Origin of the sequence: Stieleria sp., assembly GCF_041595215.1 — a bacterium.
Classification (GTDB): domain Bacteria; phylum Planctomycetota; class Planctomycetia; order Pirellulales; family Pirellulaceae; genus Stieleria; species Stieleria magnilauensis.
On the sequence record NZ_JBFHKV010000001.1, the window covers coordinates 13,138 to 38,765 of the forward strand.

General features: G+C 59.5%; 19 protein-coding genes. 7 read left to right on the forward strand and 12 right to left on the reverse strand.

What is annotated here, in order from left to right:
- Positions 1–39 precede the first annotated feature (39 nt).
- The 8 genes from ABX749_RS00055 to ABX749_RS00090 form a co-directional block, all read right to left on the reverse strand.
- Positions 40–510, reverse strand: a complete 471-nt coding sequence (locus ABX749_RS00055) for a TadE/TadG family type IV pilus assembly protein (protein WP_372894217.1) — start codon at positions 508–510, stop codon at positions 40–42.
- 95 nt (positions 511–605) lie between these two features.
- On the reverse strand, positions 606–1,634 hold the full coding sequence (locus ABX749_RS00060; RefSeq protein ID WP_372894218.1) for a VWA domain-containing protein: 1,029 nt from the start codon (positions 1,632–1,634) through the stop codon (positions 606–608).
- 55 nt (positions 1,635–1,689) lie between these two features.
- Positions 1,690–2,118, reverse strand: a complete 429-nt coding sequence (locus ABX749_RS00065) for a TadE/TadG family type IV pilus assembly protein (RefSeq protein WP_372894219.1) — start codon at positions 2,116–2,118, stop codon at positions 1,690–1,692.
- Positions 2,111–2,587 (reverse strand): hypothetical protein, encoded by a 477-nt coding sequence (locus ABX749_RS00070; RefSeq protein WP_372894220.1) that lies wholly within the window; start codon positions 2,585–2,587, stop codon positions 2,111–2,113. The genes ABX749_RS00065 and ABX749_RS00070 overlap by 8 nt, the downstream gene beginning before the upstream one ends.
- A 199-nt stretch (positions 2,588–2,786) precedes the next feature.
- Positions 2,787–4,142: a metal ABC transporter permease gene (locus ABX749_RS00075; RefSeq protein ID WP_372894221.1), complete on the reverse strand. Its 1,356-nt coding sequence runs from the start codon at positions 4,140–4,142 to the stop codon at positions 2,787–2,789.
- A complete protein-coding gene (locus ABX749_RS00080) occupies positions 4,142–5,734 on the reverse strand; it encodes an iron chelate uptake ABC transporter family permease subunit (protein ID WP_372894222.1) in 1,593 nt (530 codons plus the stop codon). The genes ABX749_RS00075 and ABX749_RS00080 overlap by 1 nt, the downstream gene beginning before the upstream one ends.
- 142 nt (positions 5,735–5,876) lie before the next feature.
- Complete coding sequence (locus tag ABX749_RS00085; protein ID WP_372894223.1) at positions 5,877–6,710, reverse strand: metal ABC transporter ATP-binding protein; 834 nt, start codon at positions 6,708–6,710, stop codon at positions 5,877–5,879.
- Positions 6,711–6,742: 32 nt separating this feature from the next.
- The gene (locus ABX749_RS00090; protein ID WP_372894224.1) at positions 6,743–7,756 is read right to left on the reverse strand and encodes a metal ABC transporter solute-binding protein, Zn/Mn family; all 1,014 of its coding nucleotides are present in this window, start codon (positions 7,754–7,756) and stop codon (positions 6,743–6,745) included.
- Positions 7,757–8,132: 376 nt separating this feature from the next.
- On the opposite strand from ABX749_RS00090, the gene ABX749_RS00095 reads away from it, so the two are divergent.
- Positions 8,133–8,507 carry an RNA recognition motif domain-containing protein gene (locus ABX749_RS00095; protein ID WP_372894225.1) on the forward strand — a complete coding sequence of 125 codons (375 nt, stop codon included), beginning with the start codon at positions 8,133–8,135 and terminating at the stop codon, positions 8,505–8,507.
- A gap of 221 nt (positions 8,508–8,728) precedes the next feature.
- Complete coding sequence (locus ABX749_RS00100) at positions 8,729–9,145, forward strand: hypothetical protein (protein WP_372894226.1); 417 nt, start codon at positions 8,729–8,731, stop codon at positions 9,143–9,145.
- A 3-nt stretch (positions 9,146–9,148) separates the two neighbouring features.
- On the opposite strand, the gene ABX749_RS00105 is transcribed toward ABX749_RS00100, so the two are convergent.
- A complete protein-coding gene (locus tag ABX749_RS00105) occupies positions 9,149–10,630 on the reverse strand; it encodes a methyltransferase (RefSeq protein ID WP_372894227.1) in 1,482 nt (493 codons plus the stop codon).
- Between the two features lie 52 nt (positions 10,631–10,682).
- Complete coding sequence (locus ABX749_RS00110; protein ID WP_372894228.1) at positions 10,683–12,023, reverse strand: tetratricopeptide repeat protein; 1,341 nt, start codon at positions 12,021–12,023, stop codon at positions 10,683–10,685.
- A gap of 549 nt (positions 12,024–12,572) precedes the next feature.
- Between ABX749_RS00110 and ABX749_RS00115 the strand changes: the two genes are divergently transcribed.
- From ABX749_RS00115 to ABX749_RS00135, 5 genes are all read left to right on the forward strand, one after another.
- Positions 12,573–13,298 (forward strand): hypothetical protein, encoded by a 726-nt coding sequence (locus tag ABX749_RS00115; RefSeq protein ID WP_372894229.1) that lies wholly within the window; start codon positions 12,573–12,575, stop codon positions 13,296–13,298.
- Positions 13,299–13,327: 29 nt separating this feature from the next.
- Positions 13,328–13,942 (forward strand): hypothetical protein, encoded by a 615-nt coding sequence (locus ABX749_RS00120; RefSeq protein WP_372894230.1) that lies wholly within the window; start codon positions 13,328–13,330, stop codon positions 13,940–13,942.
- 53 nt (positions 13,943–13,995) lie between these two features.
- Complete coding sequence (locus ABX749_RS00125) at positions 13,996–15,315, forward strand: tetratricopeptide repeat protein (protein ID WP_372894231.1); 1,320 nt, start codon at positions 13,996–13,998, stop codon at positions 15,313–15,315.
- A 190-nt stretch (positions 15,316–15,505) separates the two neighbouring features.
- Positions 15,506–17,536 (forward strand): type VI secretion system Vgr family protein, encoded by a 2,031-nt coding sequence (locus ABX749_RS00130; RefSeq protein ID WP_372894232.1) that lies wholly within the window; start codon positions 15,506–15,508, stop codon positions 17,534–17,536.
- A gap of 78 nt (positions 17,537–17,614) precedes the next feature.
- The gene (locus ABX749_RS00135) at positions 17,615–18,523 is read left to right on the forward strand and encodes an FHA domain-containing protein (RefSeq protein ID WP_145211269.1); all 909 of its coding nucleotides are present in this window, start codon (positions 17,615–17,617) and stop codon (positions 18,521–18,523) included.
- A gap of 81 nt (positions 18,524–18,604) precedes the next feature.
- Here the strand turns inward: ABX749_RS00135 and ABX749_RS00140 are convergent, their stop codons facing one another.
- Both ABX749_RS00140 and ABX749_RS00145 read right to left on the reverse strand, forming a co-directional pair.
- On the reverse strand, positions 18,605–24,742 hold the full coding sequence (locus ABX749_RS00140) for a protein kinase (RefSeq protein ID WP_372894233.1): 6,138 nt from the start codon (positions 24,740–24,742) through the stop codon (positions 18,605–18,607).
- On the reverse strand, positions 24,733–25,628 hold an 896-nt coding region (locus tag ABX749_RS00145; RefSeq protein ID WP_372894234.1), incomplete at its 5' end, for a hypothetical protein. The genes ABX749_RS00145 and ABX749_RS00140, both read right to left, overlap by 10 nt.

The window sequence follows — 25,628 nt, forward strand, 5'->3', positions numbered from 1 at the left end:
CGTTCGCGTCGTGGCGTACGCTTCCAGCTTGCGTCGGACCTACAGATTGGCGGTTTCCCGCTTCATCGTCAGCGTTCGGATGATCTTTCGGCCGCCGGTGAATTGGGGCGGCACAAAGGTGTTGGCGTCCAACGAGACCTCGATGGTCATGGTCAATTCGGGCGTCTGGTTATTGATCTTGGCGGGGGAGACGTTGACCGTGGCCTTCTGCAGTCCCAAGGTTCCCAGCACGTGGTTGGCCGCCGCCCGCGCGTCCGACGCGGTGCCCCCGGGGACGATCGCTTTGCGACACCCTTCGTACACGGCGTTGTCGACGGTGTGTCGAATCATCGAGACGCGACAGAATTCAAAGGCCGCGAAGAAAAAGAAAAACAACAGCGGAGCGACGATCGCGAACTCGACCATCGCCGCACCGCGTCGAGGATGCCCTGGTCTTCTGTTGACGCGTCGTCGGCTGACTCGGCGGCGACTGACTCGGTTGCCGGTCTGTACTTGGTCGCACGGTTGCATGTCGGATCGGAGACGGGCGTCGGTTTGGAAATCCGTGGGGGCGTTCACGTGGTTGTCACTCCGGTTTGTCGCCATCGCTGAATGGTTGGTGGCTGTCATTCTGTGATCACCGTTCCCAGGGTGAGAGCGATTTCACGATAGGCCTCGATCAGTTCGGCGGCACTGAGCGCGTGGAAATGTTTGCCTCCGCCGATTTGCGCGACCGTCCGCATGCGGTTTTGGTCGGCGCCGCGGCCGAAGGTGATGGTATGGATTTGGATCCGATCGGCTGCCAGATCTCTTGCCACGGTGCTCGGCTCGGGGCCTTCGTTGTGCAATCCATCGGTCATCACGATCATCGTCCGCTCGACGAATTCCTCGTCGCGACCGCCCTTCATGATCGCCGCACCGGCTTTCATGCCGCGGCTGATGCTGGTGCGGCCACTGGTGATCAGGGCGGACAACCCGTCAGTCACCTCGACCAGATTGGTGGTCAGCGAGACATCTTCGGTGGCATATTGGCTGTAGGATGCCAATCCGACTTGCTCGTTGACCGGAGTGGTTTCGAGTGTGGCGACGAACACGCCGATCGCTGTTTGCAGATCCGCGAACTTGGTTCCCCTCATCGACCCACTGCGGTCGACCACCAGAACGACGTCGCGTTCGATGTACGTTGCCGCCGCGGTCATCTCGGGTTCAAACGTGCTGAACCCTAACACGTTTCCGAACAACAACGGAATGGCTCCGCCAGCGGAGCCGCTGGTGCGTTGGCCGGTCACGCGGACGGTGTTCAGCGGAGTCGCACCTTGGCGAAAGACGAAACGTCCGTCGGCATCGAGATCGCTGCGACCGAATTCGAAATCACGGGATTCCAACTGCAGCGGCTGCCCGTTGACTCGATTGAGCAACGCGATTTCCTGGCCCCTGCGAATCGCCAGCGACGTGTCAAAGGTCTTGGACAGTTCTTGTGAAGCCGCTTGAGATGCCGCGTCGGTGGCCGAACGCAATTCCGTTCTCGACAGGTGCATGTGTGCGATGTCGACCGAAAAGGCGACCGTGGCGAGAAACCCGATCAGCATCACGAGGATTAATACCAGCATCGCACCGCGGCGTTGCCGGCGACGCGTCAATCGGTGCTTGACCATGGGATGGAAACGATTTGGATTATCAGGTTTATCAGTGGGATGGGGCACGGTTGGTCTATTCCTTCAACATCACGACGCGGGCGACCAGTGTTCGGTTGGTGACAAATTCGCCCGCGATCGGACTGTTGGTTCGTGTCGGGGCCGAGACTTCACAGACGACTTGTTCGCCACGTTGCAACTCGTCCACGCCGGTGGGAAATCGAATCTCGAAGTCATTGACGCGTCGGGATTCCAGGATCGCCGAGGCACGCGCGTCCGCTTCCGCTTCCGAGCCGCCTGACTGCGAGGCTTCTCGAGCGGCCTCGTAACAGGCGACGCTGAGGGACTGTTTGAGAAAGATGAAGCTGGACGCCTCAATCGATCCGAAAACCAGCAACACGATCACGGGCAAGCAAACCGCGAATTCAACCGCAGCAACCCCGTCTCGTTTCCGGCGACCACTTCGCACGCCGAGAATCGAACTGCGTTTGAAGGGGTTATGCATTGGACGGTTCCCTCCCTGTCTCGTCGGTGTCGGACTCCACCGGGTTCGGTTGACCGTCGGCGTCGCGGAGCCGCATGACGTCGTTGAAGTGGCACGCCATCTCTTGCCAAAAATCGTTGTCGCGGAATTTCAGCGGGGCAACCGCGCGACCGGCCTTGATGTCCTTGAGCGTGTTGCGCAATCGCAGGATCGGGCCGGCAAAGCGATGGCTCAGCTTCAACGTGTCCCAGACAAACGCCGGGATCAACGCGACCGTGATCACGAAGAACGGCAAGAACCGACGAATGGTGTCGCCGAATGTCTGTCCCCAATCGGCATCGGGTTGCTCAAACAACCGAATCCAGAACGTCAGTGCGATCGTGTTGCAAACAAAGAACACAACCCAGTGCAACGCCACACGGCGGACCAGGCTGCCCTGGACCTCCGAATCAACAAGCGTTCTGCTGCGTTTAGCGGGAATTGTAGCCATCGTCCTATCTGATTGATTCGTGGTTGACCGGTGGCCCGCGGACTCTCGCAGGCACGCCCTTGTGCTCCGTCAGCTTCGAACTGAGGGGGGCCGGGGAAAACGGCCCCTTTTCCGCTCAACCCTCGCAACCCGAAACTTCAAAGTTGGCAAAGCACTAGGAAAACCGTAGGCCACGAATTAGGCCATCAGCGGGGACTTTTTAACTCTCATCGGGAATTGGCCGACCGTGCGGGTCTTCGACCGGTGTGTCGGTCTCTTTGGCCAGCTCGTCGCGCAGATTGCGGTCGGTGAAGTGCTCGAATCGTTCCGCCTGGTCATGAATCCTCTCGGCACCGCTGCCGGCCCGGTCGACCAGGTATTGTTCCCACAATCGGTGTGACCGGACCAACCGTTGTCCCCGTTCGCGTCCGACGTGGGTCAATTGCAATCGATCGTCCTGATCGGCGACTTCACCGCGCCGGCGGAGCATCGCCAGGGCGGTCTTCATGGACCAGTTGGAAGCGAACAATTCTCCGGCCAACCAGGTCGCCGTGGGCGGTGGCTGTTCCAGTTCTTCGCCCCGAAACAGCGACGCGACGATGTCATCGCAGAGGATGCGAAGCGACAACAATTGGCGTCGGACCAATTTCACCAACACGCCGTGCCTGGGGCCGAGCGTTGCGGCCGCAAAGAACAGACCGCCGGCGGCAACCGCGATCATGCCCGACGTCGTCGTGCTGCGGTACCCCATCCAGGCCGGAACGCTGAGCGCCAAAACATGGCCGAGAACCGCCGACACGATCGCCAACGCGACGCTGATCGCAATCATCACGCCCAACCGATCGGTCAACATGTAAGCCGCCGCGGCGGGCACGATGAACATCGCGACCACCAAAATGCTGCCCACACTTTCGAAGCACGCGACCGCCGTCACCGAGACGAGAATCATCAACCCGTAGTGCATCCACTTGGACGAAAAACCCATCGTCGTCGCCAGCGCCGGATCGAACGAGGTCAAACGCAGTTCCTTGAAAAAGAGCAAGACAAACAACGCGTTGACCACAGTCACCACGGCAAGGACGACCGCCGCTCGGGGCACGTCGCGACCGCCGACCGAGACTGTATCGAGCGGCGTCAACTCGATCGATCCGTACAACACACAATTCGGATCCAAGTCCACCGCGTCGGCGGTTTGGACCAAAATCACCAACCCCAGCGCAAACAGGGACGTGAACACGACGCCCATCGAAGCGCCTTCGTCGACACCCCCCGCGCCGCGAATCCATTCGGTAAACACAGCCGTCAACAGGCCAACGATCACGGCACCGACAAACATCGCCGGACTGCTGCGGGTCTGGGTCAATAAAAAAGCCACCGCGATCCCCGGCAGCACGGCGTGCGTGATCGCGTCGCCCAACATGCTCATCTTGCGGAGCACCAAGAAATTGCCCAGCAGCGATGACGCGACGGCCGCCAGGCTGCCGATCACCACGATCCAGCCGTCCAGACCCCAGCTCCACGAAAAACCGAGAGGAAGCAACTGTCCGATCCATGCAACGAGCGGTTCGCCGGTCATCACTGAGGTCCCCCCGAAGCGTCGCGTTGTGGCTTCGAGTCGGCGTGCCCGTCGGCGTCGACTCCCTGGACGTCCAGTGTTTCGCCGGAGCCCAGTGTTTCGCCGGAGCCCAGGGTTTCGCCTGTGCCGAGTGGTCCGTGAGGGCTTTGCGGCACCGGGATCGTCATGCCCTGTTCATCCAACAAGTCCTCCAGTTGGTCGATCACTTCCGGTGCCAACACGTGTGCGATCTTGTCGGCGTCGCGGTCCACGTTGGCCGTCGCGACGTCTGCGTAGGCGATCAGATACATTTCCCACAAGCGGTGTTGACGGGTTAGCCGTGCCGCCTCGGTGAATCCGGCTTGGGTCAATTTGCAGGCACCGTCTTGGATCCGCAGCAACTCGTCTTCGACCGCCCGCTCGATCGCCCGGCTCAAGCGTCGCCGCGACCAGCTTCGCATCGAAAGCAACTTGTCAAGACTGACAGAAATGCGTCGGTTGGTGCGCTCGGCCAGCCCCGCGTGGTCGGGCCCGCCGGATGATTTTTCGAGTTGTTCATACATTGCCCGCAGCAAATGCTGGCGATCGATTCGACGGTTCAGCCGCATCCGGCGGATCAAGCGAATGATCACGCCGCGTCGCGTTCCCAGCATCATGCTGACGAAGAAAAACACCGAACACACCAGGACGATCATCGCACCGGAGGGGAGTCCCGGGAATAACGCGCTGACCAATCCACCGACGATGCTGCCGCCGGTCCCCAGCACCGCCGCCCAGAGCATCATCCGCCACATCGTTTCGGTCCAGAACCGCGCCGCCGCCGCCGGAATCACCAACAACGCGATCATCAGCACCAATCCCACCGCCTGCAGACCGACGATCGTCACCAGGACCACCATCGTCATCAAGCCGGCATCGAGCGCGATCATGGGAAACCCCTGCGCCCCCGCAAACCCTTCGTCAAAACACAGCAGTTTGAGTTCTTTGAACAGAAACAGGCAACCGGCGATCACGATCAGCGAAGTGATGGCGATCAATCGCGCATCGGCCGCCCGCATCGAAGCGGTCTTGCCATAGATAAAACCTTCTAAACCCGCCGCGTGTCCCGTGTCCATTTGCTGGATCACACCCAACAGCGCGACGCCGGCACCAAAAAAGACACTGAGCACGATGCCCAGCGCCGCGTCTTCCTTCAGCCGTGTTTGGTTGCGGATCACCAGAATCACCGCAACACCCAGCAATCCGCTGGCGGTCGCACCGACCAGCAACCACGGCAAGGATTTTTCGTCTCCGCCGAACCAATTGGCGGCGATGAACGCGATCGCGATCCCCGGCAAACTGGCGTGGCTGAGCGCATCGCCCATCAAGGCACGCTTGCGCAACAGCGTAAAACTGCCGACCAAACCCGAGGCCCCGCCGAGCACCGCGACGCCGAAGATCACGATCCGCGTGTTGTAATCCTTCATCAACAACACGCGGCCCCATTGCGAATCGGTCCACTGAAACGCGGCGGATTGCGAGGACGCCTCCGGCGACGGCCTGCCCCGCGCGTGACAGACGGTCGCCGAAACCGTCAGCAAGGCCAGCAACCACAGGCCACGAGACAGCCGCAAACCCCGATCGCACGAAGCGATCCCGGCCAATGCGTTCCTCCTGCTCGTCTTCGTATGCCACATCGTTGCGTCACCCAATCCAAATCTCAAATCTCATATCTCAAATCTCTGAGCTAACCACTAACAGCTAACAGCTAACCACTCAACGCGAGCGTTCCCGTCGCCGCATTGCCTCGGTGACTTCGTCCAAGAGCGTCAATCGTCCTCCGTAGGTCTTTTGCAGATTGTCTTGCGTGAAGGTTTGCGAGACCGGGCCTTGTGCGACGACGCGCATGTTCAACAGCACGACGTGGTCGAAGTACTCCGGAACGGTTTGCAGGTCGTGGTGGATCACCGCCGCGGTCTTACCGCGTTCCTTCAAGTCTCGCAGGATTTCGACGATCGCCCGTTCGGTAGCGGCGTCGACGGCGGCGAAGGGTTCGTCCATCAGGTACAAGTCGGCGTCTTGCACCAGGGCGCGTGCCAAGAACGTGCGTTGCTGTTGGCCGCCGGAAAGTTGGCTGATTTGACGATCCGCCAAGTCACCGATCCCGACCCGGCCGAGCGCATCGCGGGCCTGTTCGCGATGTTTCTTACGAACCGGTCGGCACCAACCGATTTGGTCGTACAGCCCCATCGCGACGACATCCAGGGCGCTGACCGGGAACTGCCAGTCGACACTTTCACGCTGCGGCACGTAACCGACCCGGTGCCGGTTTTCTCGATAGGTATCGCCGAACACACGGACGCGACCGGATGCCCGCGGGATCAGATCCATCACGGCTTTGAGCAAGGTGCTTTTGCCGGCACCGTTGGGGCCGACGATTCCGATCAATTGGCCGGCGGGAAGGTCGAAGCCGACATCCCAGATCACCGGCTTGCGATGGTAAGCCACGGTCAGATCATAGACCGACAACGGCACCTCGGCGCCCGTTCCATCGTCCCGGGCCGCCGTCGGCAGGTTCGCGTCATCATTTCGTTCTGGTGGGTTCAGCATGGTTGGATTCGGCCGCCGCTGGCGAGACGCCGTTAATGTTTCGTTTGGCCGCTCAGCTTGCCTTGAAATCCGCCGGGATCTGCTTGGCCGCCGAGCGCGCGTGCGGTGGTCGTCAAGTTGTGATCCAACATGCCGATGTAGGTTCCTTCGTAGGTGCCTTCGCGCCCCATCGCGTCACTAAATAAGGTGCCGCCTTTTGTCACCGTGTGCCCTTGGCTCGCCGCGCCTTCGATCAAGGCCTCGACATTTTTCGGCGACACGCTGCTTTCGACGAAGACGGCTTTGACGTTGCGACGGATCAACAAATCAACCAGCGCGTTGATCTGTTGCAGACCGGCTTCGGACTCCGTTGAGATTCCCTGGATGCCCCGTACGTCCAGTCCGTAGGCGCGTCCGAAATAATTGAACGCATCATGGGACGTGATCAGCAAGCGACTCTCTTCGGGGATGGTGGCGATGACCCGCAGCCCATAGTCGTGCAACTGCTCCAACTCGGTTCGATACGCCGCGGCGTTCTCCGCAAATTGGTCTCCGTGCTCGGGCGCCAACTCGGTCAATTTCTCGCGGATCAAGTCCACGCATTGGCTCCACATCGAGACGTCGTTCCAGACATGGGGGTCGCCGTGCGCCTCGCTTCCGTCAGTGGGTTGACTGGCGTCACCGGACATCAAGCGACTGCGGTCGATCGCGTCGGTCACCGCGAACACCGGTTTGCGGCGTCCCACTTTCTTAAGGGTGTCGGCCATCTTTCCTTCCAGCATCAAACCGCAATAGAAGACGGCGTCGGACTCCATGATGTCCTGGACGTCATCACGCGTCGGCATGTAGAGATGGGGGTCGACCCCGGCGCCGCAGATCTGTGTCACTTCGATCCGATCGCCGCCCACGTTGCGGACTAAATCGCCGACCATCCCGACGGTCACCACCACCTGCAACTTCTCCACGGCGCCGGTTCCGGCACCGCCTGGCGCCCCGGTCGGCTTGCCGGAACCGCATCCGATGCTCAATCCGGCGACCATCAAAAGACCAATTTGGCAGAATTTCATGAACTTTTTTCCTTGGCTTGTCTTCGACTTGCGGACCGCAATCTATGTCCATTGTGGCGCCAAGCCCAGCGGAGGAAACGAACAAAAACCGCTCAATGACGGGCGGAACGGCTGCTTTGCCCCCCACCTTTCGCCTGCCCCAGCCACGGAGGTGGACAGAATATCACCCATATTTTTGGGTATCCACTTGTAATCCCCGAAAGAATCACTCCCAAGCTACTTGGAAATCGTGTTACACTTATCGCGTGTGCGGACGACGGTTGTCGTTGTCCGGCTAGATCGAAGACCGAGACTCTCAGAACGAAATGGACGCCTATTGTGCGTCGCGGACAGCTCCGAGTGATGAGGCCTTCCGGAATTTGGAGCTGTAGTAGCGATGAAGATGTATGTGGGAAATCTGGCTTGGGCCGTAACGACGGAAAAGCTGGAAGAGATTTTTGGCCAGTACGGTCAGGTCGATGATGCGATCGTGTTGACCGATCGCGAGACTGGTCGAAGCCGTGGCTTCGGCTTTGTGACGATGCCCGACGAGGCTGCCAAGGAAGCAATCGATGCTCTCGACGGACAAGACTTTGAAGGTCGACCGCTGCGGGTCAACGAAGCCCAAGAGCGAGCGCCGCGTGGCGGCGGTGGTGGCGGCGGCGGTGGTTACCGTGGCGGCGGCGGCGGCGGTGGAAACCGTGGCGGCGGCGGCGGCGGCGGCGGTGGAGGTTACGGCGGTGGCGGTGGCGGAGGCCGCGGCGGCTGGTAAGTCACCTTGAGCCATCGTGCTTAAGTCATGTGGGTCGTTGCCGGCCCACACTCAACGAATTCATGAACGCGACCCGAGTCTGCACAGACCGGGTCGCGTTTGTTTTTGGCCCCGCCTTTGATCGCGGTGACGAGCGGCTTTCGACGCGACTCATGTTTCCCCGCGCGCTTCGGTCTTGCTCCGTCTGGTCTGCGCACCGACCGTGTTGCTATGCTTGTTTCATGTTCGCATGGCTAAAAAAGATCGTCACCCGTTCCAAGCCCTCCGCCGCACCATCACAGGGCACGCGTGTTCCGCCGGCAGACGATCTGCGGCAGACGCTGCAGGTCGCCACGGTCTGGCAGGTCGTCGATCGATTCTTGACCCAGAATCCCGCGCCGACGCCGTTTGGTGTCCACGCATTGGTCGATGCCGGTGCCGCCAACTTGCTGGATCCTTCCGAGTTGATTCAGGTGTGCGAAAAGATTCAGGAGCACGGCTACCAGTATCCGATCAATCCGACATTGATCCAGGAATTGAAACCATCCGAGCTGTTGGAGTTCTTGCGTTGGCACGGACAGAACGGTGTGGAGCGAGAGTATTACGCCAACGAGATGACGCTCCGTGAACTGATCCAGCGGTTTCGCGCCGACCAGTAAGCGTCAGCGGCCCGTCGCGACCAGGATCCCGTTTTTCAGCAGCGAGCGCACCATGGCAGTGCCCTGTTTCCGCCCGGTCTCGATCGCCAGTCCCACTTGGTTGGCGAACCGGTCCAGGCACTCCAAGACGGGCCGGCTGCCGTCAAACATTTCGAGCAACGTGCGCACGTATTCGTCGATGCCGATCGAGACGGGTAATCCATCGTCGAGGTGGAGCACGATCGAGTCGCGTTGCCAACGAAATTCTTTCCAGTGCGACGTCTCGACCTGACGCAAGCCATTGGCAACGGTCAATCGGCTGGACAGCAACGCGTCGCTGTCGTCACTCAGTGCCAGATCTCGATTGGAGAAACCGCGGGCGATTGCGTCGCCGATCGGTTGGCGGATGGGTTTGGTCAATTGTGTCACGTCGAACCAATTCTTGCCGCTTCGACGGCGGATGAAGAGAAAGCCGCCTTGGATGGCTTCGACCCGCTGCTCGTGAAAGTAGTTTTCCCACGTCGCCTGTTGTGCTGCCAATTCCGCTTCGTCGGAAATCGTTTGGGCCAAAGTGTTGCGGGCATAGCTGGCCGGCAGTTGTCGATTGGCCGGCAGGATCCAGACATCGCAACCGGAATCTGCCAGCCAGCCGCGGAGTCGATCTTGCCAGTCCTGGCCTTGCACTTCGACCCATTCACAGATCGTTTGCAGGATGCCGCCTTCTTCCAGGTGGTCGGCCGCTTGCGAAAGCATCTGCCGGACAAATCCGTCCAATGCGATGGGGTTGAATCGATACGTCGTCATCGCGTCGGGCGAAATGACGAACGGCGGATTGGCAAGGATCAGGTTGAATCGTTCGCCTTTCACCGCGTCGAAGAGTTCCCCCGTCACGGCGCGTAAATTTTCGAAACCGTTCAGCGCGGCGTTGAAGCGGGCGAACGCTGCTGCCCTCGGATTCAAGTCGGACGCTACGACGGTTTCACTGTGTGGGCAGGACAGGACGCCGTGCAGCGCGAACCCGCTGCACAGGTCGAGCGTTTTGCCGACGCTTTGGCGTATCGCAACAGCATTGAGGTGCAGTGCCGCGTCGCAAAGCGCCGGCACGAATTGTTCCTCGTCCTGGTATTCGATCCGCTGCAGATCGGAGGCCAGCAATGCCGTGCCGACGGGGGTGACGAGGGCGGTCGGGCGGTAATCGGTTCCGTCTTCGATCAGCAAGCCGCACTGCAGGCACAAGCGAATGAAGCCATCGGGCAGCAGTGCGTTTGCCGTCTCGGTATCGACCGCCGTCCCCAGGAAAAACGCTTTGGCCAGAACATCCAACGGCGTTCCATTCTGGTCCAGTCTCGCCCCCAGTGTTGCCGGCAGTCGGTCGCTCGGCGGCGGCACCAGCAATCCGAAACGCTCCTCCAGTCGGGGCGAGGTATAGCCGGCGGCTTGGCAAACGTCACGAAAGAGCTTCGCTTCCTCCGCTCCCAGGGGAGTCGGCGTATTATCGGAGAACACGGGATCAGAGTCCTTCAGGGGTGATGGCGAATCGATATCAATCAGTTGAGTATCAATCGGTTGAGTTTCGTGTGGCGGTGAACAGGTATCCGGTCACGCTGTCGTGGCCTTCTTTGCGGACTTCCGTTTCGGTGCACGCGTTGACGGTGAACCCGCGTGCTTGCAGCCAATTGCGAATGCAAGCCTCGGTGTGTTGGTAGCGGCCGCTCGTTCCCAGTCGAAAATGATCGGGATCGTCTGGTGCCGTTTCCGATTCCAGTTTTTCGATGCTAAACACCAACGCTCCGCCGGCCCGGATTGCGGCCGCAGCGGCGTCAAAGGTCGGACGCAAGTCACCGATGTAAATCAGGGTGTCGGCCGAGACGATCAAATCGAAAGGCTCGGAGCAGTCGATCAGGTATTGCGTCAGTTCCGCCTCGACCAATTCGTCATACTGGTGTCGTTCTTTCGCCTTGGCCAGCATCATCGGCGACAGGTCCACGCCGACGAGATGGCTTGCCAAATCTCTCAGGTACGGGCCGCAGAGTCCGGTGCCGCAGCCCAGGTCAACGATTCGCAGCGTGCCGCGATCTTCATCAGCGACAAGCGAGTCGGCGATCTTTCCCAATCGTTCGGGGACGCAGTAGTCGAGTCTGGAAAGCAGCGAGTCAAACGTATCGGCGAATCCATCAAACGTCTGTTTGACATAGTCCTGTGAAGCTCGCTCGGGAACGTTCTCGGGAACGCCACAGACCAGAATAAAGTGCTCCGCAATGGGGTTTCCCGGATCCATCGCCAGCCATTGTTGATAGACTTCCAAGGCTTCGTCGAGACGCCCGGCAAGCCGCAATGCTCTTCCCAGTCCGTCTCGGGGCGCGACGTACTCGGTGGAGATCGCGATTGACTTCTGGTAGGCTTCGACGGCGTCATCCAGGCGGCCAAGCTTCTCAAGTGCTGCACCCAGCGAGTGCCATGCCGTTGCGTCCTCAGGACTTAACTCGGTGGCTCGGGTGTACGCGGTATAGGCGTCCAGATGTCGGTGCAGGTAACCGAACACGTGCCCCAAATGCAAGTGCGACTGGGCGTCGTCGGGAGCGAAATGGATCGCCCGCTCGAAGGCATCCATGGCCTCTTCGTACCGCTCTTCTCGGACCAGCATGTTGCCGAGATTGTTGAGTGCACCTGGCTGATTGGGATTGATCGCGATCGACTGGTTGACCCGTTCAATCGCCAGCGGAGTGTTCCCCAACTGGGCCGCGATGACTCCGAGCAATTGCATCGCGTCGGTCTGCTTCGGATCGAGTTCTAAAACTTGCTTGTAAAGAGATTCCGAGCGGGTCAAATCCCCATCGCGATGCGACGCGATGGCCTGTTTCAGCAATTCTTTTGATGCGGTCGATGCCTCACTCGCCATGATGTTGGTTTTCCGCCGGATGGAATTTTGGACAAAGCAACAAAAACTGCACCGCCCGTTTGTCGCAGGCGGTCTTCGGAAAAACGAGTTTAGCGGACGACGGCAATCAGGCCCAGCGGCACATCGGCTAACCCACCGGTGTGACACCGTGATCGCCGCTTGTTTGCATCTGTTGTCTTGCAGCTGTTGCTTTGCAGCCATGCGATCGCTCCGGCCGCACCTCTGTAGGCAGCGGGTCAGCGAACCCTTACCATGAACGACGGACGCCATTGATCTGTCCGACTGCTTCGCATTTATCTTTTGATCCGCACCATGTCGCGCCCCGATCGTTCGCTCCATCGACCGTCGCAATCTGCCGACATGCGACCACCAGGTGGCGCCCAGGCCAGGCCGGGACCGTTTCGGTCGCATGGGGCGCCCCAATGTGTCGTCTGCGGGAATTTGTTGACGGTTTCCGAGCAGGCGGTCGGGAACAGCTGCTCGCGCGTCGAATGCAAAACGCATCAGGTGCGGCAGCAAGCACAGGCAGACATTCGTCACCGAAAAAAGTTGCGTGATCGAGTCGTGATGGCCGAGCAAGCGCTCGTTCAATCGGATTCGATTCCCGCCCGGGGTGATCGGCGACTCGGTGTGCTGCCCTCCAATCAGCGTCGGCTGGTCGGAATTTCCAAGCGACAGCTGCGCCCGTTCATCGATCGTTTGATGGGCGTCATCAGCCGGGCGGCCGCCATCCGCTTCGGCAAAGCGACATTGGAAGATGACGGTGCCGGCAACCAAACACCCGCCGACTTGTCGCCTTCCCAGCTCGCAATCCTGGGCAACGGATGTGCGGTGTGTCGCGGCCACTGTTGTTTCCAAGGCCGCGGCCACGCGTTCATTCATGTGGAGACTGTACTCGGATACATGCAGCGTCATCCGGACCAGCGACCGCGTGATGTCTTGGACGCTTACGTGTCTCGCATCGGTCCCAAAGCCTACGAGGATTCCTGCGTCTACCATGCCGAGACCGGATGCACATTGCCACGAGACATGCGATCCACGGTCTGTAACGGCTATCTTTGCAAAGGCCTCGACGAGATCCTCGACCAGTTGCAGGATTCATCACCGGAGGTTTTTGTGATTTCCGTCAGCGACTACGATCGAGATGATCCCGGTGATTCATCCTGCCCGTCCACCCGGGTGGCTGTCATTGACGCACAAAACGTGACACGCTATTCGTTCGTGGAATCAGCCGAGCGCGGCGACGACGACAACATCACATCCTCAGAGGCTTGAACAACGTGCCGGTTTGCACCAAAACCATCATGCAACGCGGCGGTCGGGAGTTGATCGAATTGCTCACCCATTGTGTGTTTTCGTTTAACACCGACGTCCTGTTTTTGTATTGCGTTGGCGAATACCAGCTGCGTCCCCAAGCGGTCAGCGCGATCGCGATTTACGACGTGTTCTGTGCCCCGACAGCTCCCGCGCGTATCAGCGACCTGTCCCTGATTCCGCCCAAGGATGTGCGGATCGATCAATCGATCGCCCCATTGCGGCAGGCGTTGCAGGCGGCGACCTGCGATCCGCTCCCATCCGAAGGTGTTGCCGACGACGAAAGTGGTGGCGCCGGACAGGATCAACGGCAGGGCGCTGGGCAGGATGCTGTGCAAGATGAATCGACACACCCTGATGGTCCCGCCATCCCGCTTCCGCCCCGTTATCTGTTTGATTCGATCGCGGCGAGCCTGAGTGTTTCGGAACAGGCGAAAATCGCCACGTTGGAAGATTACTACGACCCCAAACGCACGCCCCAAGAGAACTTGCCGGGCGGTGAGCTGACCGCGGCCCAGCGCGCCTTTGTGGATCACGTCTGGATGCCACGGATTCGTCCCTACCTTGTTTCGTCGGGTTTTTGGCGCGTTTCGACCGTCGGTTGAGCACCGATCCCGTTGATTGACTCGAACTCTCCCTTCACACGTCACCCGTCTGCATGGCATCTCGACCCCAACTCCCACCCGTCGCGGACGTCGTTTCGTTGGCCGTTTCGCTCCACCAAGGTGGGCATTTGACGGAAGCCGAAGGGCTTTACCAGCGCGCGTTGGAACGGGAGCCCGAAAACGTCGATGCGCTGCACTTTCTGGGCGTGCTGCGGCACACGCAGGGCAACTCCGACGAGGCGGTGCGGCTGATTCGGCGATCGCTTCGCGGTAATCCCCGCTATCACGGTGCCCGCAACAACTTGGGAAACGTACTGAAAGAGTCCGAACGGTTTGTCGAGGCGGAAGCCGAGTACCGAAAGGTGATCGAGGCGGATCCCAAGCATGCCGATGCGCTCAACAATCTCGGGGCCGTGCTTCGCGCGCTCAAACGGACCGATGAGGCGATCACTTCGTTCGAGGCGGCCATTGAGTTACAGCCTCGACATGCCGACGCTCACCAAAACCTTGGCAATGCGTTGAAGGCCAGCGGGCGACAGGAGGAGGCGTTGGTGGCCTTCCGAAAGGCGGTCGAAATCGATCCGAACCGCAGCACGTCCCACTTGAACTTGGGGCGGGCGCTGTACGCGTTCGGCAGAATCGACGAAGCGATCATCGTCTATCGTCAGTGGCTGGCGATTGACCCCGACAATCCGATCGCCAAGCACATGCTGGCTGCGTGCGAGGGAAAAGAGATTCCCGACCGCTGTTCCGAAGCCTTTGTCCGAGAATCGTTTGATGTGTTTGCGTCCAGTTTCGACGAAGTGCTGGAAAGGTTGGACTATCGGGCACCGGCCCAGATTGCCGACGCACTCTCGGATGTCGCGAGCCCGCAGGGAAACATGCAGGTGCTCGATGCCGGTTGTGGAACCGGGTTGTGCGGCGAGGATTTGCGATCCTACGCGAAGCGGCTGGTCGGAATCGATCTGTCCCCCAAAATGATGGTCAAGGCGGCGGCGCGCGGTGTGTATGATGAATTGATCGAGGCCGACTTGGTGGAGTACTTGTCCGAACACGCCGACCAATACGATCTGATCGTCTCGTGCGACACCCTGATCTATTTTGGAGCACTCGAAGAGGCGATCGGCGCGGCGGCCAAGGCGTTGCGTCCGGGAGGGATGCTGTTGTTCACCGTCGAAAGTCTTTCCGATGCAGACGACGTGCCGCCCTATCGACTCAATCCCCACGGCAGATACAGCCATCGGCAAGATTATCTCACCGATTGCATCAATGGAGCCTCACTCGGCGTTCGCGCGATTGAGCCGGTGACCCTTCGTCTGGAACTGAAACGCCCCGTCCACGGTTTCGCGGTGACAGCGGTCAAAGAAAACTGAACGTGATGCACGGAAACGGGCCTGTCGACTGAATCGATATTCCGTCTCCACACGGGAGGATTGGCCCGGCGGCACGCCATCGTGGAAGCAGCGGGCTGCACGTCGCAGTCTGGTGCTGCAGTCCTCTGATACTGTACAATCCGGCCACTACAGATTGTCCCTGCTCTGGCGCATTGAGATTAGCTGAATTATGAGTCCGTCCCAGATCAACCGCGGGATTGCAGTCACCACACAGGCCGGGCTGGACAAGCTGCTGTTCCATCGCATGTCTGCCTTCGAACGGCTGGGAAGTCCGTTTGAGTTTTCGTTGGATCTCTTGTCGACCGATCACAACATCGTCCTCGATGACCTGCTCGGCACACCGGCTTGCGTCTCGGTGTTGCGTCCGAATGGTTCGACGCGTCACTTCCACGGGCTGATCAACCGTTTTTCGTGGGCGGGAAGCGACGGTGAATTCTCGGTGTACCGCGCCACCTTGGTGCCTTGGCTGTGGTTCTTGACTCGTAACACCAACTGCCGAATCTTTCAGGAAAAGACGGTCCCGGAGATCATCACGACCGTGTTTCGCGATCATGGGTTCACCGACTATGTCGAACGGTTCGGTGAAACCTATCAACGATGGAACTATTGCGTTCAGTACCGCGAATCCGATTTCGATTTCGTCAATCGATTGATGGAACAGGAAGGGATCTACTATTACTTCACACACGAGGAATCAAAGCACGAAATGGTTTTGGCCGATGGTGTCTCGGCGCATTCGCCGGCCAACGGCTACGCGACCGTGCCGTTTTTTCCACCCGATGAAGGGCGGTTGCGGGAAATCGAGCACGTCCATCATTGGTCTGTGTGCAAAGAGGTCCAAACCGGTGCGTATGTCCTCAACGACTATAATTTCGAAAGCCCCAGGGCAGAACTGTTGGCGACGTCAAAGACGTCTCTCAAGCACGACATGTCGAAGTTTGAGATGTTTGACTACCCCGGTGAATACACCAAAGCGGCAGACGGAACGAGCTACTCTCAGCGACGCATCGAAGAACAAGAGGCCAGATTCGAACGAGTGAGAGGCAATTCCAACGTCCTCGGTTTTGAAACCGGATCGTTGTTCACCCTGGCCGGTCATTTTCGCGGCGATCAAAACGAGGAGTATTTGACGGTTGCGACCAATCTGGAATTGAGCACGAGCGACTACGGGTCGGGAGAATCCGAAGCCGGAATCTTGCCCGAATGCTCGTTCGAGGCGATCAAGAGTAGTCAAGTCTTTCGCTCGCAGCGCCAAACGCCCTTGCCCAGGATTCGTGGCCCGCAGACGGCGGTTGTGGTTGGGAAACAGGGCGAGGAGATCTACACCGACAAGTACGGACGCGTCAAAGTTCAATTCCATTGGGATCGCGAGGGGAAATTAGACGAAAATAGTTCCTGCTGGGTCCGTGTCGCCCAATCCTGGGCCGGCAAACGCTGGGGTTCGATTCACATTCCGCGAGTCGGCCAGGAAGTGATTGTCGAATTTCTCGAAGGCGATCCCGACCGGCCGATCATCACCGGTCGGGTTTACAACGCCGATGAGATGCCGCCTTACAAGTTGCCGGACAACCGGACCCAAAGCGGCATCAAGACCCATAGTTCGTCCGATGCGACCGACCAAAACTTCAACGAGCTTCGCTTCGAAGACAAGAAGGGCGAAGAACAGGTCTACTTTCACGCCGAAAAAGATTTTGAACGAGTCGTCGAAAACAACGACACCCTAAAAGTCGGTTTCGAAAAGAAAGACGATGGCGATCAGCTGATCGAAATTTTCAACAACCAAAAAGTCGTGATCGGTGACGCCAGCGCCAAAGACGGCAGCCAGACCATCACGATCCTCAAGAACTTTACCCAAACGGTCAGCAAGGGTGACGCGACGATCGCCATCGAAAAAGGAAAACGCTCGACAACCATCTATGGCGATGAAGCGCTGACGATCAAGACCGGCAATCGCACCTCGGTGGTCACCACGGGTGACGACTCATTGCAGGTCAAATCAGGTGCACACAAGACCGAAGCGGCGAAGTCGATCCTGCTGAAAGTCGGAGGAAGCAGCATCAAGATCGACAACTCGGGCATCACGATCAAGGCGCCTCAGGTACTGGTCCAAGGTAATGCGTCGGCGACCCTCAAAGCTCCCATGGCAAGCGTCTCCGGCAGCATGGTGACTGTGAAGGGTAGCCTGGTGCAAATTAACTGATCCGCCCCGCACATTTGTCTCGTCGTCCATCCGCTTCCCAGTCCTCGATCCACCTTCTTTCTTTCCGGATCTCTAGTCATGAGAGTCATTCTTCAGGTCACCGCAGGACCGGCACTGGGTCGCCAAATCCCGCTGCAGTCCGGCGAACGGGCACGGTTCGGAAGGAGTGACGTTGCCGATGTCTGTTTTCCAGAAGATGGAGAGATGGCCGAAGTGCATTTCGAACTGGACTGTCAATCCGAACAATGCCTGGTTCGCGATCTGTCGGGTTCCGCCGGGACATTCGTCAATAACGAACCCGTCACAGAAGCGTCGATCGACGACGGCGATCAGATCGTCGCCGGGCAAACGATGCTTCGAACCGTGGTCAAGGAACGCCCCGGCGGTCCAAAGCACACGCCCGACGAGCCACCGACCGAGGAGCCGGTCGAGCCGAAACGCTCCGCCGTCGAACTGTGTCAAATGACCGACCTGGAGGAAGAGTCGTTGCAGCTCTTTCGTCCCAGTCATTCGCCGGAAGAGTTTTTTCAGGTTCTGACGGAGAACAACCTGTTTGCCGACGCGATCCGAATCCTCTCGCTGTACCTCCCCAAGCGACAAGCCATTTATTGGGCGTATCGGGCCGTCGACGAAGTCTTTCCACGAGAGTTGACCAGCGAGGAGCGAGCCGCGCTCGACGTGACGCTGGCGTGGTTGAAGGATCCCAGCGAAGAAAACCGCCGCGCGGCGATGGCGATTGCCGAAAAACTTGAATTCGCCAACGCCGCCAGTTTGGTCGCCGCGGCGGCGTGTTGGAGCGAAGGCAGTATGGCGCCGGCTGAGTTCGAAGAAGTCCCGCCGGATCCGAAACTGACTGCTCAAATGGCCGCCGCTGCGATGTCGATGACCGCGACCACCGGCGAGGTGCCATCGATCAATGATCGCTTCCGTAAAATGACCGAGATCGGAAAAGAGTTTCTCGCCGGTGACGTGGAGTTGCCCGCATAGCGGCCGGACTCATCGGTCAGCCCCACATCATTCAGCCTTACATCATTCAGCCATCCTTCCCCACGATCACCGAGATCTGAATCACCAGGCACCGGCCGCCAAACTTTCCGCAAGCGGCGTTTCTTGCCCGGACTCTTGATTGTGATCCGGTTCCACTTCAATCGTGATCGTCTGGCTGAGCGACTGCTTGGGAAGGGATTCTCCTGGCAACCCGTCCGTTGCCCCGCTCGGGTCACGGATCTGGTACTGAAAACCGGACAGCGTGACCTGGACGGTCCGCGAGATCACGGCCACTTCAGCGACTTCGGCATCCTGCTCCGGATCCGTCGCCTCGGCGCTGTCGCTCGGCACGTCATCGCTGTCGCTCGGTACATCGGCGCTGTCGCTAGGCACATCGGCGGTGGATGATTCGACTCGGTAGGCCAACGCGGTGATCAACGCCTGAACCGACCTGACGTCGACAGCATCGCTGAATCGGATACTCAATCGATCCGCTGGCCCCTCGGCTGAAACGAGTTCTCCGATCACCTTCGGTTCGGCAAGGTGATGAGCGCGGTGATAAAGCATGGTGCGGCCCTGCCGGGTGTCGGTCACGATGGTTGCGCCCAACAGGTCGGTCATCGGACGAATCGCCAACGCCTCACCGGCAAGCGGTTCACCTTGAATCGTCACGTTCAATTCAGCACCGTCAAAGCGTGCCAACCGACTCGGATCGCTCAGAAACGCAGATCTGCCGATATGCTTGAACGATGCGTTGCGTCGAACCGTGAACTGATCATTCGAAAACGCAAACGCGATCGGATACAGGGGCGCGCCCTCCCAAATCGTCGTTTGACCATTCATCCCGGACGACAACAGGTTTTGGCCGTCGGGCGAAATGGAAATGGAGGTGACGTCACTTTCGGAATTGACTTCACTTTCGGCATCCAGTCGGAACAGTTTTTTGTTCAGCGTAAACAACTCTTTGATCAAGCCGCTCGAAGCGATCGTTTCTGCTACGGCATCGGTTTCTCCTTGCGACGGATCTTTCGCAACGATTGCCTCTAAGATGCGACTGGTGTCCCAGATTCCGATGCCTTTGCCCTGGCCGGTGACCAGTCGTCGTCGGTCGTAGGAAAGCGCGATCGCGGTGGTTCCACTGGCGTCTTCCTGATCCATCTGTGCAAGCAGATTTCCGCGCACATCCCAGAACGCCACGACACGGTCCCCGTCACCGGTCACGATCCAACTGCCGTCGTCGGCATACACGGCCGTCTGCACTTTTCCCGGTTGCCACGTTTCCAACACACGCTGCAAGGTTCCGTCATCCTCGAGTTGCCAAACCGCCGCGCCGCTGTCGGTCCCGGCCAAGATGCGTTTACCATCGGGCGAAAACATCGCGAAATTCAACGCGCGCCGATCATCGTCCGGGGGCGATTGAAGTGGACTGTGCCACTGCTCGGCATCGAACCGCCAAAGTTTCCAGGTTCCATTTCGCTCCGCAGTGATCATACGGTTCGGATCATTCGGATCGAAAAAGGTGGACACGATCGGTCCGTCATGCCGGCCGACCAGGTGAACCGCAGCGCTGGTGTTCTCGCTCCAACGCCCCGCGTCCAGTTCCCAAACGCGTACGTTGCCCTCGCTGTCGCCGACCACCAATCGATTGCTTTGACCGCCCGCGGGATCGTACGAAAAATCGGCTGCAACGATTTTGGATGCGGGGCGAAAGCTCTTCTTGAGTGTCGTAAAACTCAACGGCCGCTGATCATCGGCGGCCAACAGTCGGGCACCCTTGCCGCCGACCACCAGCAGTTCGGTTTGCGGCGCGTCATTGCCCACGATGAACGCGGTTGAGACTTCACCGATTTGCGTTGAACGCATCTCGGCAAAATCAGTGCCCTGATGGTTCCAGGTCCAATAGCCGATCCGATAACGTGAGGGGCGGCTGGTGGCCGACTGGCCGCCGCGCTCCGAGCCTGACTTGGCCGGGAAAAACAGACTCAGCAAAGCCCGATCGGTTCCCGGTACAAATCGCGCGGACCGAACCGTCGGCCGGTTGTCGGTCCAATCGCGATGGCCTGCATCATCGGTGAGCAAGAAGCTGGCTTCCGGTCGAATCTCCTCGCCCTCCAGGCGGAACAGTTCGGCGAGGGGGAAATCGGTGCCTTCCAACGGGGCGTGTCCGACCAGCAGGCGGTCACCACTGGCGGAAACGTCCAAAGCCGTCACCGGTCCCGACCAAGGCAGTTTGTTTTGTTGCGTTCCGTCAGTTGCGTTCCACATGATGACTTCACCATCCACGCCGGCGGTGATCAATGACTGTCCCGATGGCAGAAACGCGGCGCTGCGGATGGCGGAGCGGTGCGCCCGAAAACGGACCAGTTGGCGAGGACGGTTCGATTCGGCGTCGAGCTGGAAAACGAAACAGTGCCCCGAGGAATCGCCGACCATGAACCGCCCTCCATCGGGTGAGAACTTGGTCGTCGTCACATCGGGGATTCGCCGTCGCAGACGATCCATCGCGTCGACGCCGTCGTCGGTTGTCCGAAGCGAGACGGCCGAATAAGTCGCGCCGCGGCGTTTGGTCTCCGCTTCGGCTTGCTGGGCCAACTGAGCACGGGCATAGTCGCCCAGCAGAGCCGTCTTGACCACTTTGCCCTCTGCATCGACATGCCAAAACCATGCCGGCGTCATGTGTTCATCGCTGCCGGTGACTACCAAGGCGTTGCCCTGGTCGTGCTGCCACGCCACGTCCGCGGCGCCTCGATAGCCGGTCCCATCAAGCTTCAGCGTATGCGTCCCGCGGGTGACGTTCCACAGTCGCGTGGTGTTGTCGCCGGCCGAGGTCATCAACCGTTCGCCTTGCTGATCCATCACGCCGGTGGCCGCCAACATGGCGTGCCCTTGGACCAACATCTCTCCGGTCGCGCGGCCGGGGTCTTGGAGATCCCAGACTTCGACCGTGCCGTTGGCGTAGACCGTTGCGATCCAACGTCCGTCGCGGGAATAGATCGACTTGAGCGCACTGGACAGTCCGCGTTCACTCGGTTGGCGGCTCAAGCGAACTTCCGGATCCGGGATCAGATCTCGGGGCATCGAATAATCTTGCCAGGCCCACAGTTTCAAACCGTCGTCGGCCCCCGACAGCACGTATTGACCGTGATTGGAAAACACGCACGACCGGACCCAACGCCCGTGTCCGCTGAGTACTTTGTCCAATTTCCAGCTGTCTTCGGTCGGCCGCCATACCCGCACGGTGTTGTCGTTTCCGCCGGTGACGATGATCTGTTGATCGCCCAGTCGGCCCACCGCGATGCTGCGGATGCTGGCGGTGTGACGATCGCCGGTCGAGCCGATCTCGTCTCGCCGGTTGGCGTCGCCCTGTTTCGCATCGGCCTGTCCTTGCAATCGTTTTTTCAACAGTTCGGTGCCTGCGGCAACCACGTCGGCTTGCGCCGAACTGAGTTTCCAACGCAGCAGGCTACGGTCGTAACCGCCCGAGAGCACGGACTGGCCGTCGGGGCTGAATACGGCGGCGTAGACCGGTCCGTCGTGACCGCGAAAATCGTACAGCTTCTTCGCTTCACTGACGCCACCGGACTTCGGCGTGGTTCGCCAGACTCGGACTCTGCCGTCTTCGCAGGCGGTCACGACCAAGTCATCATTTTGGGGTGAAAGCCTCGCACTCCAAACCTTGGGATCCAAATGGTCCGCCATCACGGAGAGACGTTCACCGGTGATCCGATCCCAAACCACGGCGGTGCGGTCGGCGGCGCTGGTGACGACCTTGGTCGCGTCGCTGGAAAAGGCGACGCTCAACACTTCTGCCTTGTGGCCGTGCAGCAACAGAGGCGTTTGGGCGACTCCAACGGACGTGATTTCCCAGACGCAAACGTCGAAATCGTTTTGTCGCGAATCACCTTCCGAATCTGGTTTGCGAATCCCCGCCGCGGCCAGGTATCGTCCGTCGTCGGAGACCGCCAGGGCGCTAATCTTGTTTCCGAATCGGATCGTCACCGGCTCCGCGTCGTTGTCCAAGCCGTTGATACCCTTCCACACCAACACGTCTCCGAGATCCGTTCCGGCGGCAAGCACGTCGCCGCCGGCTGAACTGGCAACCGCTTCGACATGATCTTTGCCCGTCAGCGTCGCCACCGAGGACGGGCCCCAGCTGTGTTTCAGAATCCCCCATTCGATGTGCCGCAACTGCGACATCACCGGATCGGCATCGGGCTTGGTCGGATCCAATTTATCGAGGATGCGTTCGGCCTTGTCGCGCAGCTTGCGTCGGATCGACTCGGCGGCCAATCCGATTTCGGAGGAATAAGGTGCCTCTTCGGCGCGGCGTTTTTCCAACCGGGCTTCGGCTTCCAATCGCCGAGCTTCCCGTTGTGCCCGGAAGGCTTCGTTTCGAGCGATTTCAGCGTTTTCTTTTTCAGCTTCCGCTTTCGTTTTCAGATTGGTCGCGACCACTTCTTGTTCACGGGCCTTATCTCGTTCGGCTTCCAGCGACTTGGCGTTTTCCAGCGACTCCATGTAGAAGTAAAGCGTCACGACGACGACGGTCAGGATGGCGGCGATCGCCGTTCCCGCCGCAATCTTTGAAAACCATGCCAGGCGTCGTCTCGCCGCCCGCTTGGTTTCCAGCTTGGAAAGCAGATCGCGATGCTCTGGATTCTTCGAATCCAGAACGGAAATCCCCAGTTCATAGTTCTCTTGCGCGAGAGCGTTTTTGGCGTGTTCCAACGTCGACAGTCGCATGCCGATGGCAGCAGCGGTGTTGCCGTCCCACAGTTTCAATGCCTCTTCATAAGCGAACCTGGCGCGGGCGAATTCGTCGCTGCTCTGTTGTTCCTTCGCCCGGGCAAAGTGCTCGTCGGCACTTTCGGACAGCTTGATGCTCTCTCGATGCGATTGGTACTCTCGAATCGCATCTTGCAACTCTTGAACGGACTGGTATCGGTCATCCAGATTGGTCGCCATCGCGCGGCGGGCGATGTCCACCAACTCTCCCGATCGCGTCGTCGGTATGATTTCGTTGGCTGCCGCGGCGAGCAGGGCTTCCCCGGTGTCGCCGGTTTTGGGGTGTGGCGGTGTTCCCGTGACGATCTCATACAGCACCGCGCCCAACAGATAGATGTCGCTGACCACACCCAGCTCGGACGGATTGTGGGCCGCCATCTCGGGCGCCATGTAAGCCGGTGTACCGGCCGGTCCGGTCGCGACCGATGCCCAGGGTTGGTTGGGGTCTTTGGTGATCGAAACCGCGATCCCCCAGTCCATCACCGAGACTTCACCGAACTCGCCGACCATCACGTTGTGTGGCTTGATGTCTCGGTGCAAGAAGTTTCGGTCGTGCGCAAAGGCGATCGCGTCACAGACCTTCATCAGGATTTCCAGATTCTCCTGGATCGTGTTCTCCTGAATGAACTCGTTCCAAGGTCGCCCTTGAACGTGCTTCATCGAATAGAACGGGATCCCGGTCGAATCGCGTCCGAGTTCGTAAATCGGAACGATGTTGGGGTGTTCCAGTTGTCCCGTGACGACGACTTCGGAAATGAATTGGCTCTCGCCCACGCTTCCGGCGCCGGCCAATTCAGGCATCGGAACTTTGACTGCGACGTTACGGTCCAGCGAGGTCTGGCGGGCCGACCAAACACGACCCATGCTGCCTTCGCCGATCACATCGGTCAGTTCGTAATCGCCTTCACTGGCCCCTTTAGCACCGCTTTTTCCCTTGGTGATTTTTCGCGTCGCGATGCTCAGCGTCGGGCTCTCGACCTTCGTTTCGGTCGACGGCTGATGGGAACTGAGCGTGCTCTCTGCGGTAAAGCCTGCTCCTCCGCCGCCGAACGTCGACTCCCACGTGCGTTCAACCCGTCGCCGAAATTGGGGCGACAAACGTCGCGGCTGAATCAACCCTTCGCTGCTGGGAAGCTCCTGCAGCGGGCTGTCGGGCTCAATCGCTGTCGGATCAAACTGACTCGGCGGCGGGATCGCGGTGTCCGGTGCCGAACCCGCCTGTTCCGTATCGGATTCCGCAGTCTCGGCGGTCGGTTTGGGGGCGGTCAAGGGAGAGGAGGCGGCATCGTCGGACGACGCAACCGGTTGTTCGGCCGGGGCATCGGGGATGACCTCTTCGTTGCCGGTGAAGAAGCACGCACAGCTTCCGCAACGCCCATTGGCCTGGTCGCGCTGGCTGCATTCGGAACCACAATAAGAACAGATTAGCGCCATGACGCTGGTCTCCTCGCTGACATGTTATTTCGATCGCGCTCGGGTTGCGCTGACGCGGTGCGCCGCTGCCGTCCCTGACGTCTTGCATCGCGTTTGGCCATCCCCGCGGCCAGCACAATGCCGCCCATTGAGACCACGGGAACGCTGCCCAAGCGTTCGATGCTGCTCAGGTTGGGACGCTCGATTGGCACAGCCTCAGGGATCTCCGGCGGTTCGGCGTCCATTTCCCCGTCGGACTCGGTCGCTTCGCTTTCCTGAACCGGTTGGTCGTCGCTTTGAGATTCAATCGGTTGTCCGTCGCGGATGATGAAGTCCAACACCAGACGTTCCGTTTGACCTTCGATCAAATAGATTCGATAACGATCGTCGGGCAATCGCTTGAACAATTCCGGCAACTGGCTCAGTTCAAATCCCTCGCCCGAATTCGGGTCTTCCAGATCCGGCAGGCTGTACTCTTCGCGTCCCGGCTCGGAATCCCAAAGCTTGACTTCGCCCTCCGACTCGGCACCGAACGAAACGATTCGCAGCACATAGTAGCGCTGGCTGGTCACGACGGCGGAACCGACCGAATTATTGAATTGCAACGGAGGCGTTACGAAAACGATGCGTTGGGTGGCCGGAGTGGTGACGACGATTTGCTCGAAGGTGCGGACAAAATCAACGCTGTCGGCTTCGGGCAACGGCGCCGAGAACGGCAGCAGCGCACCTTCGACCCGCAGCGTGACCGTGGTGGTGAACTCCGGGCGATTGAGCAAGTCGGTCATGTTTTGTCTCAATACGATCGAACCATCAGCGATCGACGTCAGGGAGACGTTCACATTGATGTCACCCTGATTCGGGGCGACGTCGTAGGAGTGTTGAAAGTTCACCCCGACACCACCGGTGC